Annotated in this window: 15 protein-coding genes, 1 tRNA gene and 1 pseudogene; 9 read left to right on the top strand and 8 right to left on the bottom strand. The window is 37.8% G+C overall.

Annotated features, from left to right (window positions below; genetic code table 11):
- Nucleotides 1–84: 84 nt before the first annotated feature.
- Both A0J48_RS22765 and A0J48_RS22760 read right to left on the bottom strand, forming a co-directional pair.
- Nucleotides 85–546: a DUF29 domain-containing protein gene (locus tag A0J48_RS22765; RefSeq protein ID WP_200326868.1), complete on the bottom strand. Its 462-nt coding sequence runs from the start codon at nt 544–546 to the stop codon at nt 85–87.
- 181 nt (nt 547–727) lie between these two features.
- Nucleotides 728–1,486: a Uma2 family endonuclease gene (locus A0J48_RS22760; RefSeq protein WP_200326867.1), complete on the bottom strand. Its 759-nt coding sequence runs from the start codon at nt 1,484–1,486 to the stop codon at nt 728–730.
- 166 nt (nt 1,487–1,652) lie between these two features.
- Here A0J48_RS22760 and A0J48_RS22755 point away from each other — a divergent pair.
- Together A0J48_RS22755 and A0J48_RS22750 are read left to right on the top strand one after the other, a co-directional pair.
- A pseudogene (locus tag A0J48_RS22755) lies at nt 1,653–1,892 on the top strand (hypothetical protein); the annotation flags it as partial.
- 136 nt (nt 1,893–2,028) lie between these two features.
- A complete protein-coding gene (locus tag A0J48_RS22750) occupies nt 2,029–3,018 on the top strand; it encodes a PRC-barrel domain-containing protein (RefSeq protein ID WP_200326866.1) in 990 nt (329 codons plus the stop codon).
- 392 nt (nt 3,019–3,410) lie between these two features.
- Here A0J48_RS22750 and A0J48_RS22745 read toward each other — a convergent pair whose 3' ends face one another.
- Complete coding sequence (locus A0J48_RS22745; RefSeq protein ID WP_200326865.1) at nt 3,411–4,592, bottom strand: RtcB family protein; 1,182 nt, start codon at nt 4,590–4,592, stop codon at nt 3,411–3,413.
- A gap of 243 nt (nt 4,593–4,835) precedes the next feature.
- On the opposite strand from A0J48_RS22745, the gene A0J48_RS22740 reads away from it, so the two are divergent.
- The 6 genes from A0J48_RS22740 to A0J48_RS22715 all read left to right on the top strand — a co-directional run bounded on the left by A0J48_RS22740 (nt 4,836) and on the right by A0J48_RS22715 (nt 10,220).
- Nucleotides 4,836–5,540 (top strand): HAD family hydrolase, encoded by a 705-nt coding sequence (locus A0J48_RS22740; RefSeq protein ID WP_200326864.1) that lies wholly within the window; start codon nt 4,836–4,838, stop codon nt 5,538–5,540.
- Between the two features lie 66 nt (nt 5,541–5,606).
- Nucleotides 5,607–5,679 (top strand) — tRNA-Ala (locus A0J48_RS22735).
- Nucleotides 5,680–6,054: 375 nt separating this feature from the next.
- Nucleotides 6,055–7,218 (top strand): DNA cytosine methyltransferase, encoded by a 1,164-nt coding sequence (locus A0J48_RS22730; RefSeq protein ID WP_200326863.1) that lies wholly within the window; start codon nt 6,055–6,057, stop codon nt 7,216–7,218.
- A gap of 67 nt (nt 7,219–7,285) precedes the next feature.
- Nucleotides 7,286–8,650, top strand: a complete 1,365-nt coding sequence (locus A0J48_RS22725; protein WP_200326862.1) for a DNA cytosine methyltransferase — start codon at nt 7,286–7,288, stop codon at nt 8,648–8,650.
- A gap of 14 nt (nt 8,651–8,664) precedes the next feature.
- Nucleotides 8,665–9,504 (top strand): TdeIII family type II restriction endonuclease, encoded by an 840-nt coding sequence (locus A0J48_RS22720; RefSeq protein WP_200326861.1) that lies wholly within the window; start codon nt 8,665–8,667, stop codon nt 9,502–9,504.
- A gap of 134 nt (nt 9,505–9,638) precedes the next feature.
- A complete protein-coding gene (locus A0J48_RS22715; RefSeq protein ID WP_200326860.1) occupies nt 9,639–10,220 on the top strand; it encodes a hypothetical protein in 582 nt (193 codons plus the stop codon).
- Between the two features lie 30 nt (nt 10,221–10,250).
- On the opposite strand, the gene A0J48_RS22710 is transcribed toward A0J48_RS22715, so the two are convergent.
- Complete coding sequence (locus tag A0J48_RS22710) at nt 10,251–12,389, bottom strand: DNA phosphorothioation-associated putative methyltransferase (protein ID WP_200326859.1); 2,139 nt, start codon at nt 12,387–12,389, stop codon at nt 10,251–10,253.
- 592 nt (nt 12,390–12,981) lie between these two features.
- Between A0J48_RS22710 and A0J48_RS22705 the strand changes: the two genes are divergently transcribed.
- On the top strand, nt 12,982–13,200 hold the full coding sequence (locus A0J48_RS22705) for a hypothetical protein (RefSeq protein WP_200326858.1): 219 nt from the start codon (nt 12,982–12,984) through the stop codon (nt 13,198–13,200).
- Between the two features lie 121 nt (nt 13,201–13,321).
- Here A0J48_RS22705 and ribD read toward each other — a convergent pair whose 3' ends face one another.
- From ribD to A0J48_RS22685, 4 genes are all read right to left on the bottom strand, one after another.
- Complete coding sequence (gene ribD / locus A0J48_RS22700) at nt 13,322–14,449, bottom strand: bifunctional diaminohydroxyphosphoribosylaminopyrimidine deaminase/5-amino-6-(5-phosphoribosylamino)uracil reductase RibD (RefSeq protein ID WP_200326857.1); 1,128 nt, start codon at nt 14,447–14,449, stop codon at nt 13,322–13,324.
- A gap of 28 nt (nt 14,450–14,477) precedes the next feature.
- Nucleotides 14,478–15,116 (bottom strand): rod shape-determining protein MreD, encoded by a 639-nt coding sequence (gene mreD, locus A0J48_RS22695; protein ID WP_200326856.1) that lies wholly within the window; start codon nt 15,114–15,116, stop codon nt 14,478–14,480.
- Between the two features lie 36 nt (nt 15,117–15,152).
- Nucleotides 15,153–15,950, bottom strand: coding sequence for a rod shape-determining protein MreC (gene mreC / locus A0J48_RS22690; RefSeq protein WP_200326855.1), 798 nt, complete (start codon nt 15,948–15,950; stop codon nt 15,153–15,155).
- Nucleotides 15,951–16,158: 208 nt separating this feature from the next.
- The gene (locus A0J48_RS22685) at nt 16,159–17,166 is read right to left on the bottom strand and encodes a rod shape-determining protein (protein WP_200326854.1); all 1,008 of its coding nucleotides are present in this window, start codon (nt 17,164–17,166) and stop codon (nt 16,159–16,161) included.
- Nucleotides 17,167–17,660 lie beyond the last annotated feature (494 nt).

Here is a 17,660-nt window from a genome sequence, read left to right as displayed (position 1 = left end):
CCTTTCTTTTGCAGTTTGTAAGCTAGTCACAAAGCGGCTTTGATAGTTTTCGGAGATGTCTATTAGAGAACTGCAAAATTAGATTTATTTTGATGATGGCAACCATTCAGGATTGAGAATTTCTGTTAAAGAATAAGGACAGTTTTCAGGGAAAATTTCTGGAGATAATTCAGATTTACGAATTGCATTATTTCTAGCTTTGATGTAGATTTTGTCTAATACTTTTGTACAATGATTATAAAGAACTTTAGATTCCAATAATAAATCTAATTCCAGCCTAAAGTTATCAATTTCTTTTTCCCAACCCTTCCCTGACCAATCTTTTTCTGCGCTCCAATAATTATACAATAGTAGATGAATTAAAAGTCTGAGTAAATAACTCTCTACTTTACGTCTTTGTTCGTTTCCCAACGCAGTAATTTCCTCAATTAAATGTTCCCAGTCAATATTTTCTAAATCCCGATTTTGCAGTTGGTTAAGGGTAATATCTAACCATTCAGGATAATCTTGTTCATAAATTTCGTAATTTGCTTGTGTAGGTTGCATTTTACTTACTTGGTTACAACTTAAATATTGATATTTGGTTGACAGGAAATGCGTAAGAATTCATGATACAGAAAACTTGATATAGCAGAGAACAGGGAAGATCAAAGAAAATAGTTCTTTATTCTTCACCCTGATAGCGCAGCTTGGCGTAAGCCATACTCCAGCAATTATTACAGAAATACTACAAATTAACTCCTTTTTCTGCTAGTAACTGTCTTAATTTAGCTAATTCTGCTTCGGCTAAATCTGCACGTTGCTTTTCTTGTTCTGCACGCTGCTTTTCCTGTTCTACAGGTGTAGGCAACCAGTTATTATCTCGATCATACCAACGTAGCCACGATCTGGTTAATCCTTGATATTCTCCATGCCATAAGCCTAAACCCAGTTCTGCTTCTTCTAACCATACCCCTAGTCCATTTATTGACAAAGGTTGATAACGACTCATTACCAACCCAAAACAATTAAACTCATCTGTATAACGGTTATAAACAAAATAATAGGGGATTCTCAGGATTTGTTCATAAACTGACCATTTATTAGGAGGCTTATTAACTTCCCTTAAACTTCTACCTAAATCCTCAGCTTCCGTACCTGGTGATATCAATTCTATAGCGACAAAAGGATTTACTCCCTCCTGCCAAGTGACGTAGCTTAATCGGAGTTCTGTTTCTTGGTAAAATCGAGATACCCCTAATACTGCAAACCAATCTGGGCGTTTATACCATTGGGTATGGCGGGAATCATAGTATAAATTTAAATCAGTTCCTATAAATATATTATCTTCAGTATAGGTGGGTGGACGAAAGGTACTGCGTAGTAATTCAGGTTGTAATAGGTGAAATTCATCTGGCAATCCTGGCTCCTCCTGATTTTCACTAGGTAAATCATACATGGTTGGCAATGCTTCTTGAGGAGATAATGGAGGATCTATTTGATACATGATTAATTAGCTCCCTGCGTTAGCGTCGCTGATTTCCGATAATGTTCGCAATTTGAGCATTTAAACTTATTATAACCACCTGGCTAAAAAAGAACGAAAGTAGGGGTAATTCATGTTACTCCTACTCAAGAGTAAGGTTTTCAGTCGCATCTTGCGTAAGTCCTATTTCTCTGTGCAAAGCTACCATCAATCAACATTTTACGCCTTTAACGAAGTAGATATGTTTTTAGATGGGGCAAACGTGGAACGATTAGCTAGAATGATTAAACAACAAGCACAACAGGCACAGTTTATTGTTGTGAGTTTGCGTCTTCCGATGATAGAATCGGCCGAACGCACAATTGGCGTAACTCAAGCCAGAGGCGCTTATACTCAAGTATTGGGTATTAAGCTAGGTGACAGGTGACAGGGAACAGGTGACAGTGGATAGAAATAACAACTGACAACTGACAACTGACAACTGACAACTGACCAATTCCCTTGAGTTTCTGTTAAAAATAGTGTATAGATAAACCGGATTCGAGATCAGGACGACCTATAGAATGACCTCTGAACAAGTTATTAGACGTTCCGATATATTAAACACCCAGGTAATCACCCGTGACAATGGCAAGCGGCTAGGCATTGTCAGTCAAGTCTGGGTTGATATTGACCAAAGAGAGGTTGTGGCGCTTGGTTTACGAGACAGCCTGATCTCTATTTCTGGTCTTCCCCGCCAAATGTATCTCAACAGTATCAACCAAATTGGTGATGTTATCCTCGTTGATAACGAAGATGTGATTGAAGATATTGAAGTTGAAGCCCTCAGCAGTTTGATGAACTGGGAAGTCATCACTGAAACAGGGGAAGTATTAGGTAAGGTAAGAGGCTTTAAGTTTAATGGAGAAACGGGAAAAATTTACTCTATAGTTATAGCCTCCTTGGGACTACCCCAAATACCAGACCAATTTTTGAGTACCTATGAAATCTCAATAGATGAAGTTGTTAGCACTGGTCCAAGTCGCTTGATTGTCTTTGAAGGTGCAGAAGAAAGAGTCAATCAGTTAACAGTTGGCGTTTTAGAACGGCTGGGTATTGGGAAAGCACCTTGGGAAAGAGACGCAGAAGAAGAATATGGCTATTCTGCACCCCGGACAGTTTCTCCAGCCAATCAGCTACCTAGTGGAGTACCATTACAGCCTCCTAAGACCAAACTTCGTACTCCTGAACCAGTAGCACGGGAAGAGGAAGAATGGACTGAGGACTATGTGGAAGAAGAAAGACCACAGCGTCGAGTTATACAAGCCCGTGCTTACGAATCAATTCAGTACGAAGAAGACGAAGAAGATAACTGGAGTGAAGCTACAGGTAGGGATAGGTATCAAGCACCTCCAAAATACGAACCTCAGCCTTACACCAAGACCTACACCGATGATTATGATGATTATGATGATGTAGAAGGTGATGCTTGGGACGACGCACCCAAACCTGTGAATATTCCTAAGAAGGTGAAGGAAAGACAGCCAGAATACGAAGAAGAAGGCGGATATTAAGTTTTGTTAATTTAACCTTCAACCCTCTCCCTGGAAACAAGGAGGGGGTTATTTTATAGCAGGAGGCAGGAGTCAGGAGTCAGTAGTCAGTAGTCAGTGGTAAAACTCTCTTGTACTGGGAGTTTCATGAGCAATTGATGTAAGTAGTCGTGCAAAATAAATTTTATAGTTAGGAGAGGGAATAGGGAAGAGGGAATAGGGAATAGGTAAGGAATACAGACATTTTTGTTTTCAATCAATATGTACAATTAATTTTGCTTGGGTACTTACTAACTACTCTGTCTACGGCTATATTATTAATTATTAATTTTTAATTATTAATTTTTAATTATTAATTTTTAATTTTTAATTATTAATTTTTAATTTTTAAGGCGGGCATTGCCCACCCTAATTTAACCTTTAACGCACAGAACTTGTTTGATTGTGGCTACAACTTCCACTAAATCAGCTTGGTTTTCCATTACCTGTTCGATGGGTTTATAAGCACCAGGAATTTCATCTAGAACTCCCGTATCTTTACGGCATTCTACACCCTCTGTTTGGGCAATTAAATCATCAAGAGTATAGACGTTTTTGGCTTTATTTCTTGACATTAAACGCCCGGCACCGTGACTGCAACTGCAAAAACTATGGGCATTTCCTTTACCTTTGACAATGAAAGATTTTGCTCCCATTGAACCAGGAATAATGCCATAATCTTCTGTTTGAGCGCGAACTGCACCTTTACGAGTTACATACACTTCTTCGCCAAAATGAACTTCTTTTTCAGCGTAGTTGTGATGACAATTTACCTCTAATAAAGATTTGGTAGCTTTTCCTCCAGTTAGATGTTTTTCGATGATTTTTTTAAATCTAGCCATCATCACATCACGGTTAAAATGGGCATAATTTTGCGCCCATTGTAAATCGCGCCAATAGGCTTGAAATTCTGGTGTACCTGTGATGAAATAAGCTAAATCTGGATCAGGTAATTTCTCACCTGCCATTTTTGCTAGTTGTTTGGCTGTGTCAATATGGCATTGTGCTAATTTATTTCCGATGTTTCTTGAACCGGAATGTAACATCAGCCAAACTTGGTTCTCTGTATCGAGACAAATCTCTATAAAATGGTTTCCTCCCCCCAAAGAACCCATTTGTTTCATGGCTTTACTTTCTAAATCTTGCACTCCACGATGCAAGTCTGAAAAATCGCGCCATTTTTGCCAGTTGGTTACAGCTTTTTCTACATCTTTATTTTCATTGAATCCAGTGGGAATTGCTGCTTCAATATCTAGGCGAATTTTCTTTAATTTGCCTTCTAATTGTTCAGCAGTAAATGGTGTTTTGATGGCACACATACCGCAACCAATATCTACGCCCACAGCCGCAGGAATAATGGCATCTTTGGTCGCAATAACTGAACCAACTAAAGCGCCTTTTCCTAAGTGAACATCGGGCATTAAGGCAACGTGCTTAAATACAAATGGCAAAGATGCAACATTCTTGGCCATTTTGGTTTCATCTGAGGCTAAAGGATGATTTGCCCAAGATAAAACGGGTGATGGGGTGTTAATTTCTAATTGTTCGTAGGGCATAATATCAATTCAAAATTTCCAAAAATTTAATTTTGTGGGTATGTTTAAATTCATAGTTTTAGCTCCTATAAGTTTTATGCTACAAGTATAATACATTTGCTTTTTAACTGTCAACTTTTGATCATCAAAAATTCAAATATCTGATATTTTCGCAGAAGTTGAGAATCTGGACTGGTAATGTACACCAAAATACATAATAATTATGGGTGAGGATCTTAATTATTCAAGTTTTGGCGTATTGGCATGAGTTTAAAGGCGGTTTTATTCGATTTCAATGGTGTCATCATTAAGGATGAGCCAATTCACCTCAAATTGATAGATGAGATTCTGTTGCAAGAAAATATGCAGCCGCAAAAGTTGCATGAACGTCAAACCTGTTTAGGAAGGAGCGATCGCGCTTGTTTTCAAGATTTGCTCAAAAACCGTGGTAGAGTGGTGACTCAAGAGTATTTAAGTCAGTTGCTCAACCGCAAAGCTCAAGCTTATGTGTCAGAACTGGAAAAGTTGGAAAAGCTACCTTTGTATTCTGGGATAGAAGACCTAATTTTTCAGGTGCGATCGCAAAATCTTCAACTGGGTTTAGTTAGTGGCGCTCTCCGTCAGGAAATAGACTTGGTGCTAGAACGTGCCAAACTGGCTGAATATTTTCAGATTATTGTCGCAGGGGATGATATCACTACCAGTAAGCCTCAACCGGAGGGATATTTGCTGGCTGTAGACAAAATTAACCAAGCTTATCCAGAGTTAAATTTGCAATCATCGGAGTGTCTAGCTATTGAAGATACTCCTGCTGGTATTCAAGCTGCTAAACGCGCACAAATGCAAGTAGTGGGAGTAGCGAATACTTACCCTTTTCAAATACTTCACCGTCAGGCTAACTGGACTGTTGATTATTTGACTGATTTAGAATTGGAACGGGTACAGGAAGTTTTTTGCAAAAAGAAGTGAAATCTACTATGGCTAAGTGTTAAAATAGGATATGTATGCTAGAGTTTGTAACTTCAGCATTGATAAGGGGAATTAGCTCAGTTGGTAGAGTGCTGCGATCGCACCGCAGAGGTCAGGGGTTCGAGTCTCCTATTCTCCATTTTCGACATTGTCAGATTCAATAGCTAATTATTATCTCGCAATTGAGCGATTTTTTGGTGTTAAGTAGTCGTGCAAAATAAATTTTATAGTTAGGAGAGAGAACAGGGAACTCTTAACAGGGAACAGGTAAGGAATATAGGCATTGTGGTTTTCAATCAATATGCTAAATTAATTTTGTTTGGGTACTTATCTAGATTATTCTTTCTACTTACTTATGGCAGTTGACATATTTTATATTTGTGTTTTTTGAGGGATTTTTGCCACTAATAAATTTTAATTTTTGTAATAACTTATATTCTAATATAACCACAAAACGCATCTATAATGTATATTATATAATACCCTTCATTGCGATAGGCTTTTAATCACAAACATGATAAATAATCAACCTATTTCTATTTCTCTATTTACAGGTGCTTATGGCTTAGACTTAGGTTTAGAACAAGCCGGATTTCATACAGTAAGTGTAGTAGAAAAAGATCGGGATGCAAGCAAAACAATTGCTATAAATAGACCTTATCTCCAAGAAAGTGCTATTCCTAGAGAAATAGAAAAAGTCAGTTCTCAAGACTTGCTAGAAGAAGGAGGAAGAGTTTTAAATTTAGGTCGCGCTTTACTTCCAGGTGAAGTAGACCTAGTAACTGGTGGTCCCCCATGTCAACCATTTAGCACCGCAGGAAAACGTGGTTCAGTTATAGACCCTCGCGGTAGTTTATTTATGGACTTTATCCGCATTGTTAAAGAAGTCCAACCCCGCTTTTTTTTGATGGAAAATGTCAGAGGTTTACTTTCAGCTTCTCTTCGTCACAGGCCAATAAACCAACGAGGAAAAAATTACCCACCTTTAGAACCTGATGAAATAGCTGGTTCGGCTTTGAAGGTAGTTTTAGCAGAAATGAAAGAATTAGGATACAACGTAGTATACAACCTATTAGAAGCAGCAGATTATGGTGTTCCTCAAAATAGATTGCGTGTAATTTTTATTGGTTCTAGAGATAGTGAAGCTGTTACATTTCCTTTAGCTAAAAATAGCAAAGATGGTATATATAATAAAAATCTACCTCAATGGCGGACTTTAAAAGATGCGTTAATAGATTTAGTTGATAATGAACCAGAATTCATTGCTTATCCTGAAAGTCGTCTGAAGTTTTTAAGATTATTAGAAGCCGGACAAAATTGGAGATATTTACCAGAAGAATTGCAAAAAGAAGCAATGGGAGGTGCTTATAATTCTGGTGGTGGAAAAGTAGGATTTTACAGAAGATTATCTTGGGATAAACCTTCACCAACTATCACAACTTGTCCCCATCAAAAAGCTACAGATATGTGTCATCCTGTAGAACTTCGTCCTTTAACTGTGCGTGAATCAGCAAAAATTCAAACTTTTCCTGATGATTGGATTTTTTATGGTTCAGTAACTTCTAAATATAAACAAATTGGTAATGCAGTACCTGTTTTACTTGCTAAAGAACTGGGTGATTATCTGTTTAATTTAATGCAGGGAAATCAATCCAGAGGAAAAGCAGTAGTTAGTTGAACAATTTTAGCCGTTTTTTTGATAAACTATTAATAAAGTAAAATAACATCTTTTCTATTACATTAATATGAAATCTACTTTTAATTCTCAACAATTAGAATTATTTCAACCGATAACAACTATAAAAACCACTACTGAATTTACCTTTATTGATCTATTTTCCGGCATTGGGGGCTTTAGAATTCCTCTGGAAGAGCTAGGAGGAATTTGTTTAGGATATTCAGAAATTGACAAAGAAGCAATCAAAGTTTATAAAAATAATTTTATTCGTGATAATAATGGCGATGAACTATATTTAGGAGATGTAACTAATTTAAACCAGCTAACTTTTGATATAGATGTCATTGTTGGTGGTGTTCCTTGTCAACCTTGGTCAATAGCAGGTAAATTAAAAGGTTTAGATGACCCCAGAGGTAAGTTATGGATTGATGTTTTTAGAGTTGTAAAAGCTAATCAACCTAAAGCGTTTATATTTGAAAATGTTAAAGGTTTAACTGAACCGAGAAACAAATCAAGTTTAGAATACATACTTGATAATTTAACATCATCTGGCTACGTAGTTAAATATCAGGTTCTTAATTCTTATGATTTTGGTTTACCTCAAGATAGAGATAGAATCTTTATTGTAGGTATTAGAAATGATATAAATAATTGTTGGTGTTTTACATTTCCTGAACCTGTTAATAAACATTTAAAATTGTATGATGTCATCCCTGATATTCAAAAAAGCAATTTTTCTAAAAAGAAATTTACCCCAGAGTTGTTATTTACAGATGGCAAAATTCCTGGTTCTAGAGGTAGATTTCAAAAAACAGATGAATTAAATGATTTCTTTTTATTTTCTGATGTTAGAGATGGACATACTACTGTTCATTCTTGGGACTTAAGAGAAACAACTGAAAGAGAAAAGTTTATTTGTAAAACTATTTTAAAAAATCGCCGCAAGAAAATTTATGGTGAGAAAGATGGTAATCCTTTAAAAATTGAGGTATTACAATCTTTAATTACTGGGTTACAACTTGAAGAAATAGATATTTTGGTAGAAAAAAAAATTCTGCGTTTTGTAGAAGATACAGGATATGAGTTTGTAAATTCTAAAATTTCATCAGGAATTAAGGGAATTTCTAAAATCTATTTACCTCATGCTGATGCTATTGGTACTTTAACCGCAACGGGAACGAGAGATTATATAGCTACTATATCTATAGAATGTGATGAACCAAAAATATATAAACAAAAGTTTATTCAAGAAGTCTATTTTAACAAAAAATATAGACCATTAACCGCTAAAGATTACGCAATATTACAAGGATTTCCCGAAAGTTTCCAAATTGCAGATAATGAAACTAAGGCAAAGCATCAATTCGGTAATGCTGTATCTATCCCTGTAGTCTACCAGTTGGCTAAATCTTTGCTCAATATTATTCTTTAAACATTTCTTCAAAAATGATAGCTATTAATAATGCAACTCGCGCAGCAATAAAAGGATATCTAGAAGGTTTTATTGAGGGTCTTATAGATGAATATAAAGGACGTAAAATTTTAAAACCAGATAATGCAACAGAGTATTTATCTAGATATTCATCTAATGGGGAATTAAAGCCTTTTCAAGCTGCACTCATCCCGCCAGAATTAATACGCATTAACCAATTTGAGAGAGGTCTGAGTACAAAGTTAGGTAATTCTTTTGAAGAATGCGCTCGTTTAATTGCACTAGAACATCATCAAGATGCACGTCGAGGTTATGATATTCAAGCTGAGATAAGTATTGCTGCTTTTGCGGAAGCTGAACGTCAAAAGGAAAAATATGAATCTGCTGCAACAAATAAGCAAGGTAAGCCATCTTTAGAACAGATGATAACAGCGGTTTTGAATGTTAGACGCAGTGATGATTTAGAAGTTAAAACTGTTCGCACTGACTTATATATTTTAACTAAAGATGGGATAGAATTATTTTTTGAAATTAAGGGTCCAAAACCAAATAAAGGACAATGTTTAGAAGTTACACAAAGGTTGCTGAGATTTCACTTATTGCGGGGTAAAAATCGTCCTCAAGTTCAAGCTTATTATGCTATGCCTTATAATCCTTATGGTGCATCAAAAGCTGATTACAAATGGTCATGTACTGTAAATTATACACCTTTTAATGAGGCTGTCATTATTGGTAATGATTTTTGGAAAATCATAGGTGGAGAAACGGCTTATGAAGAATTACTAGAAATTTATCTAGAGGTTGGACGTGAAAAAGGTAAATATATGCTTGATGCTTTAGCTTTTGTATTTTAGATTTCATACCAAATTCTACTTCTGTAGTTAGCTAATTACACTTTTTGTTTAACATCATGAGGTGGTATTTCATCTACGGTTAAAATCACTACCTTACCATGCCTTAAAATACTAATAAACTATCCTAACCTGCGATGTTTTTATATAAAGAATTAAAACTCGGCAAATATCTCACATTAGAAGAATTTTGCACCTGCACCCAGACATATCATAAATATTCCCAACACATCAACCCATATCCCCAAAACAGCAAAGAAGTAATTCCCGCCTTACAAGACTTAAATAAATATATCATTGACCCGGTTATTGATAATTACGGAATAGATAAATTTCATCTCACCTATGGTTTTTGTTCAGCCGATTTAAAAAAATATCTCGAAAAAAAAGACCCAGTAACAGGTCAAAAAAATGGTCGTGTTGCACCAAATTTAGATCAACACATCAGTCATGAAATCAATAAAAACGGTAAATACTACTGTGACAGATTAGGTGCAGCTTGTGATTTTCTGATTGTAGATTCACCGAGTCAAGAACTTGTAGAATGGATTTTACAAACTAAATTACCTTTTGATTCCCTCTACTTTTACGGAAACGAAAGACCAATTCATATTAGTTATGGACACCAGCATAAACGAGACATCTGGACATTCAATCAATCAGGAATACCCACAAAAAAAGGAATTGAACATTGGGTTAACTTAGCCCAACAAGTCTAATAATCTAAACCTTCCCCAGTTTATCTATGATTAATCAGAATCGTCTTTAATTTTTACTTCCTCTTTATGACGCTGTTTTCTTCGAGTTTCTACAGCAGCTTTCAGTGCTTTTACTTTATATGGATCAGCATCTTTACGCCAAACTAATTTATAACCTTGCAGTAACGCACAGTGTTCTTCTAAACATTTATTCCACCCAGAAAGATGACTAATACTACGCCAATTTTCCAACAGTCCCCAATCTTCTTCTTGAAGAGTTAACTTAGCAAATTTCTCATATTGGGGATAATCAGGAGTTACCAAACTATCTATTTGATGTAAAATTAACGGATCATTATCACCATCAAAATCTCGATAAGTTACGTGCAAATCTCGTAAATCAATTTCCATCGCTCTATATAGTCTAGGATGGGGATTATGATCAAAATCAGGATAATATAAATAGGAAATTCTCGGCGTTTTCAAATGAAATTTAATCACATTTGCTTCTTCTAACCGCCCAATAGTCCGGCTAGCACAACCTTCATAAAGACGTAATAAAGGATCAAGAGCTTGCAGTGCAGAAATATGAACCCAGAGAGAATTAGGTAATTTTTTACCTACTTTACTTTCTTGACAACGTTTAATAATCAGTTCTGTATTTCCCAAACTGCGTAACATTTGGTCAGCATCCAGACAAGCTTGTTTATAACTACTATATAAACCAACTATATCTTCTTGTACTGCTGGTGCTAATTGTCTTAATCTGGGACGACGACTAAAATTACATAATGCTAAATAAACCAACAAATCTTGACGACGTTTATCTGCGATCGCTTCCCATTCTTCTGAGTCAGTTGCCTGTATAATGACATGAAAAGCACGTCTTAAACTCCCAAACTCCGCACAAATTTCTGCTTCTTGGGCTATTTCACCCTTACTAGGAATTCGTCCCCGTTCAGTGATAAAATCCATCAAAGGAGTTAACAATTCCCGAAATTCTTCAAACCTTTTCACACCAGCCTTAACTCTAGGAGTAGTAGCGCGAGAACGAAACCGAGAAGCCCGAAATAACTCCGTTTCAGCATCATCTCGAAACACAAAATACACACCCAAAGCCACAGGAATAGCATCAACTCCCAGCACTTGATCAATGTAAATTTTTAATTCTTCCTGGTCATAATATTTCTGAAATGTGTTCCGATTAGTAATAATCCCATCACCATAGGCCACCACACCTCTTCGACTATCAGCAATTAAAACCTGAGCCGATACCAACAAAACTTTTTGTGTCAACTCCCAAGCTTTAATCAACGCTTCCCGTCGTTCACTTTGATTCTCAATGACATTAATTACAAAACCGATATTGACAACATCCGCAGATGTACAGGGAGTTTCTGGTGAGTAATAAGGGTCCCAACCCGAACTAATATAACCCTGTTCTGCAATTCGGTTCACATCTCCACCATGTCCACAACCATAATCAAAAAACGTAGTTTCTGGACTAAACAAACCAGCATCTAAAGCTAACCGCACAGGACGGGATAAATCATGACGAACAATAGCTGCTTTATGTCTTTCTATTTTCGGGATTAAATTAGCTGAAATAACATTTATTGGTTTTTGAATTAAGCTGTGTCCCTGTATTTCTACACCATAAGCTTTTAACCGCTTTTCCCAACCCAACTTTGTACCAATACCTCTAGTATTATCTAGCAAACCTAATGCTTCTTGAGCGCGGGTTAAAGCTGCAAACTCTTCATAAAGCGGATAATCAGGAGTTACAAAAGTTTCTTTACGATGGAGAATAGGCGGATTTTCTGTATCTGTATAATCTCGAAAATTAACAGTGAGAGTTTCTACATCAACTTGAAGACTGCTTTGTAAAGCTGGATGAGGATCAGTATCAAAATCAGGATAAAATAAGTAGGAAATCTTGGGTTTAGTAGTGCTAAATTTAACTAATGTTGCTTTCTCTGCTTGAGGTGCAGCACTGCGAGCGCGGTTTTCATATTCTTGAAGGTGTATATCCAGGGTATGCAGTGCCAAAATATGAATGTAAAAGGCATCAGGTAGAAGTTTACCAAACGGGCTGTTGTAGCAATAAGCCGCGATAATACTAACTTCAATTTGCTCTGAAGGTAAGCAAATTTCCTCAAGGGTGTTCAAGCTGTTGTCAGGCTTAACCATTGCACTTATTCGTAGAAAACCGCCGCAAGAAATAATTTTACCAGCGATATTTTAATCTCAATTCTCTAATAATAATGATCATTGGATCCGTGATGTGATCAATAAAATTTGTTATGAGATCAGCTACCTACAATTGCGATTCTTGAAACCATCATTATGGCTACATTTTAACTCTTACAGATCAACATTATCAATATAATCATTTAAATATTAAGTAAAATTCAATACTTTATATTTCAATGAAGTTTGATTTAATAGTAATTTCACTCTTGCCAATTCTGTCCAAATCAGATAGAAAGTGGCATAATACATCATAAAAATCATCTGTCAATCATTAAACCAAAGAGAAAAACTCTGCTATAATTCAACACATATCTATGTGACTCACCGATGACTACAAAGCTGCTCGCATTTAAGTGAATTTTTGTTAACTTCATGGCTGGTAATTAATCATTCTTAATCTTTATCAAGATATAAATCTGTTTATTAAGTTTTTGATAATACTTGTCTCAACTTGTGGATTTATTTCCTCAAGTAATATCGAAATTGTGTAATCTGGAAACAACTAAGCTAATAATGCAATAGAGGTCTGATGACTCCTACGATTATGCGTCAGCTTTGGTCTATCGTTGAAGCCGCCCAAACGGTAACTCTTTTGCAGCTCGACGATGCTAGCTTGGTGCAGTGGTTAGTTAAACAAACCACAAAGCAAGCCTTGTTAGATCCCAATGAAACCGATTTTCTTTGCGACTACATTCGCGCTCGGCTCAGTCTCATCCGTGATATCGCCTATGAACGTCAGCAGTCGTAACTAGGTGACAGGTGACAGGTGACAGGTGACAGTTGACAGGTGACAGGTGACAGGTGACAGTTGACAGGTGACAGGTGACAGGTGACAGCAAAAAAGTGATTACTGTTAACTGACAACTGAATTATTGACTTTTTTGTGGCAAATAACCTTCTACCAAACAGTCAGAACCGACCACACGCCAACGAACTCTTTCCAAAGGCAGAGCCTCAGTCATGGTGGTAAAACCCAAGTCACCTACTGGTGTGGGCGCATGAATACCACCAATGATTTTGGGGGCGATAAAAGCCAGAATTTTCTGCACTGCACCTTGAGCGATCGCACTGGCAGCTAAGGTACCACCACATTCCCACAGCACACTACAAAAACCCCGTTCATAGAGATGAGCCATCACATGATCAGGAGTGAGTGACGGTAATTCCAGCACTTCCACACCCTTTTTCACTAACATCTTTTGAAAATCTCGTGAACTGCCTACCTCCGTCAACACCAAAGTTTGAGCCTCAGCAACCTCCCATAAACGCGAATTTTCTGGAAAATTCAAGCTACGACTCATTACCACTCGCAGAGGATTAGGGCTTCCCTGCTCATGACTAGTTAAGAAAGGATTATCCTGTCTGACCGTATTTCCACCCACAATTACAGCATCACAAGCTGCCCGGAGTTGATGTACCTCACTACGAGCATCTAAATTTGTGATCCAAGCACTATGACCAGAACTCGTAGCAATTTTGCCATCCAAAGTCATAGCATATTTCAAAATTCCCAAAGGTCGTTTGTGGAGAATCCGATGGATAAAACCTTCATTTAATTGCTGACAAGCAGCTTCTTCCACCCCCACCAGCACTTCAATTCCCGCAGCCCGTAACCGCGCAATCCCGCCCCCAGCCACCAAGGGGTTAGGGTCAACCATGCCCACCACCACCTTAGAGACACCAGCCGCAATCAACCCTTCAGAACAAGGAGGAGTACGTCCATAGTGATTACAAGGTTCTAAACTCACATAGATAGTAGCTCCACGAGCTTTTTCTCCTGCTGCTCTCAGAGCAAAAACTTCTGCATGAGGTTCACCAGCACGGGGATGAAACCCTTCTCCCACAACCTCCCCATCCTTAACGACCACCGCCCCCACTAATGGATTTGGTGAAGTGCGACCCAAAGCACGCCGAGCTAGTTGCAAACACCGTTGCATCATCAGAGTGTCAAACTCACTACCTACCATATTTGAGGATACTGTTATTGGGGTTAACATCCGCTATATAAAACCTAAGAATTACGAATTACGAATTATTAATTAATTTCATCTGCTGCCACCAGCGATTGAGGGGATAATAAACGACAGGAGCCCAGAGACTACTGAGAATAGCAGAAGCTAAGGCAACACGCTGGTAATACGTCCAAATGTCCTCAACTTTACGAAAGCATTCTTCGCCGCAATTACCACCCATTAAAGATAATTGCACAGCAAAAATAGTATCTGCTATAACTGCCATCCCAAAGACAATTAAAGCTATGGATATAAAATCTTCTTGAATAAAACGCTGCTTCTGAATTAAACTAGTCAGCATTCCTACTATTCCTAAACTGAGAACATGGGTAGGGTCAGGGGCTGTCATAGCATCTTGCAGCAACCCTATCACAATTCCTGCCAACACACCCTCAAATACAGAGCGTTTCACACTCCAAGCTACCACCCAAATTAGTAACCAATTAGGCCCAATACCTAATAATTCCATACCTGGCAATCGAGTTGGCAACATTAGCAAACATAACAGCACCGATCCAGATGTCACTACCCAATCCAACAGTTGACGGAAACGGGGATGCCAAAGCGTCATCTGCGGCATCAAGAATTTGGATTTTCGGTCTGGCTTGGTGGCTATCTTGTTTTTGTTGCCAGTAAATCCAGGAATTTTCATTGTTTTACAAAATTTTCAAGAATAACAGAGAAGCTTTTATGGCTGTTGATTTTCCAGGTGAGATTTTGCCGGATCTATATTTTCTGGTCCAGGATATACAGTTACCCAATCCAGATAACGAATCGGTGGGAATAGTTCAACTTTGGCTACTGATGCGGGAAGTTTCTTTAAATCTAGAGACTTAATTCTTCCCACTGGCACACCAGCAGGAAACTTCTGACTATAGGTAGAAGTGGAAATTAAATCTCCTACCTTAACATTAGGAACTTTTTCATAAAACTCTAGCACTCCTTCTACTGAAGAATCACCCCGCAAAACGCCTTTAGCAGATGTCCGGCTAATAGTCACACCTACTTGACTTTTCAGATCACTAACTAATAAAACACGACTGGTATTAGGAGTGACAGTTTCTACTAAACCTACCAAGCCACCATCAGCCTTGACAACAAAGCCTTCCTTAATACCAGCATTTTGACCAATATTTAAAGTCACTTGTTGCCACCAGTGGTCAGCACTACGTCCTACTACCCTCGCTATAATTGGACGCGCTGTTTGTGGTTCTTTTTCTACGTAACCCAATAAACTTTGTAGTTTTTGATTTTGACTTTCTAAATCAACTATGCGCGTTTGTAATTCTAACAACCGGGCATCACGAACCCTATCTTCAGGACTTATCCCTGGCTGTAACGCCTGCAAAGGACGGGTAACACCTTGATATAGTTCCATCACCAGCGTGGCTTGAGTTTGTCGCAGTGTCCAAGCACCACCAACAACTAAAGCTAACAAACCTATTTGTAATGCTTTATGTTCCCACCAACGGCGTGTAGTAAACATTTATACCTGTATATATTTGATAAATTATTGGAGATATAACGTCTGTCAGGTTAATTATGACAATTTTCAAGACTCAGATCATTAATTACTGATGCCAAGCTGCACTATCAAATGGGAGTTTTCCAAATCTGACTGCTGACTGCTTTAACGAGATAATGGATGCCATATTTCCCAGATACAGAATCCATCATCTTATTTACGCATTTGCTTACATATTGCGAGAACGTCCACTGAATACTCGTTCTAGCTGCTTGAAGTTTTCTAACACACGACCCGTTCCCAAGACAACACAACTGAGAGGATCTGCTGCAATGTGGGTGACAATACCCGTCTCATGACTAATGAGAGTATCTATACCTTTAAGTAACGCGCCACCACCAGCTAACATGATGCCCCTATCAATAATATCTGCTGCCAATTCTGGAGGAGTACGTTCCAATGTCCGTTTAACAGCTTCTATAATTATTGATAGTGGTTCTAACATACTTTCTCGAATTTCTGGACCTTTAATAGTGACTGTTCTCGGTAAGCCAGAAAGCAAGTGTAAACCCCGGACTTCCATAATAGCATCATTATCATCGTTGGTTGGATAAGCCGAGCCAATGCGAATTTTAATATCTTCAGCAGTCCTTTCTCCAATTACCAGGTTATGAAGTTTTTTCATGTACTGGATAATTGATTCTGTCAACTCATCTCCCGCAATACGTACTGACTCGCTAATTACTGTTCCCTGAAGACTGAGTACAGCTACTTCTGTTGTTCCACCACCAATATCAATGATCATGTTACCAGTGGGTTCAGCTACTGGTAAACCTGCACCAATCGCTGCCGCTACAGGTTCATCAATTAAATATACTTCTCTAGCCCCTGCTTGAGTAGCTGCATCCATTACCGCTCTTCTTTCTACCCCTGTAACACCGCTGGGAATGCCAATTACAATCCTGGGTAAAATTAGGGATCTGCCTTCGTTGACTCGCTGAATAAAGCTTTTTAACATGAGTTCAGCAGTGTCAAAATCGGCAATCACACCATCACGCAGAGGACGGACTGCTATAACATTGCCCGGAGTGCGACCGAGCATTTTTTTGGCATCTTCTCCTACTGCCAGAGCTACTTTTTCATTTTGATCAATGGCAACTACTGACGGTTCTTGAAGTACAATTCCTTTACCAGATACATAAACTAGGGTATTAGCTGTACCGAGGTCGATACCCATATCCCATGATGAGCGAAAGTTCCTAAAAAGACCCACGCGTCTCTATACCCCCTATTGGCTCTATTTTTTGATGACAACTGTGATAAATTGTGCTGGATTCTATGATGTTTTGCTGCCTGACTCCAGTAAACCAGACTATTTTTTTCTATAATTTTTGTCAATCTTAATGGATGTTTTAGGCATCTTATTTTCTCTATTCCCAAGTTACTCAGTATAACCGTATAATTTTGACAATGATGCCAAGTAATTTTTGAATCATTGTTTGCAATTAATTATATTGCTAAAGACTTAACATATTTTAAATAATTTTACAATATAACGACAGGTGACAGGTGACAGGTGACAGGTGACAGAAAGCGGAAATTCTTCTGTTTAGGAATTAAGGAGGAAATAAGTACCAAGGCAGAATTAACTGCATATTGGTTATTCTCCGTTATATAAAACCTACTCAAATCTACCTATCTGCCGATAGGCTGACTCTTGAGCGTCGTTTA

This window comes from Sphaerospermopsis aphanizomenoides BCCUSP55 (assembly GCF_001586785.1).
Lineage (GTDB): Bacteria > Cyanobacteriota > Cyanobacteriia > Cyanobacteriales > Nostocaceae > Sphaerospermopsis_A > Sphaerospermopsis_A aphanizomenoides_A.
Note: the sequence above shows the minus strand (reverse complement) of the source record. Positions and strands in the feature narration are given on the sequence as shown.